The 531-nt window shown below is 49.9% G+C and carries 1 protein-coding gene; it reads right to left on the bottom strand.

Going from position 1 to position 531, the window contains the following annotated elements:
- Positions 1-531, bottom strand: a 531-nt coding sequence (locus GNE10_RS35020) for a calcium-binding protein (RefSeq protein ID WP_397326720.1), incomplete at both ends; no start/stop codon positions are given.

Raw genomic sequence — 531 nt, forward strand, 5'->3', positions numbered from 1 at the left:
AGTCAACAATGCCCCCAAACCACCAGCAGAAAGACTAGTCACCGCCCCCAATTCCCTGAGATTAGCCGCGCTGACAGCATTGGGGCCGTCAATGCGGTCAGTGCCAATTTGCAAGTCGTGAATCCGGTCAAAATTACTGAGTGGCGAATCAGCCAAAGCAAAGCGGAAAGTATCAGTGCCTGAACCACCAACCAGAATATCAGCACCCGCACCGCCAACCAGCAGGTCATCACCATTGCCACCGATGAGGATATCATTGCCTAGACCGCCATTGAGGGTATCATTGCCATTGCCGCCATCAAGCAAGTCAGGGCCATTATTCCCTGTGAGGATGTCTTTGCCATTGCCACCGAGTTGGCTAGAACCAATGAGCAGATTGACAGTACCTGTAGTTGTGCCGCCATTATTATCACTCAGGGTGTATTTGAAACTACCCGTACCACTGTTGGTGGGCAAAAAGACGATGAAATCATCAGCAAAATTACCAGGGGTGAAATTATTGAATAAAACTGCGCCACCACCGACAACGTT

Source organism: Nostoc sp. 2RC (assembly GCF_014222165.1).
Taxonomy (GTDB): domain Bacteria; phylum Cyanobacteriota; class Cyanobacteriia; order Cyanobacteriales; family Nostocaceae; genus Nostoc; species Nostoc linckia.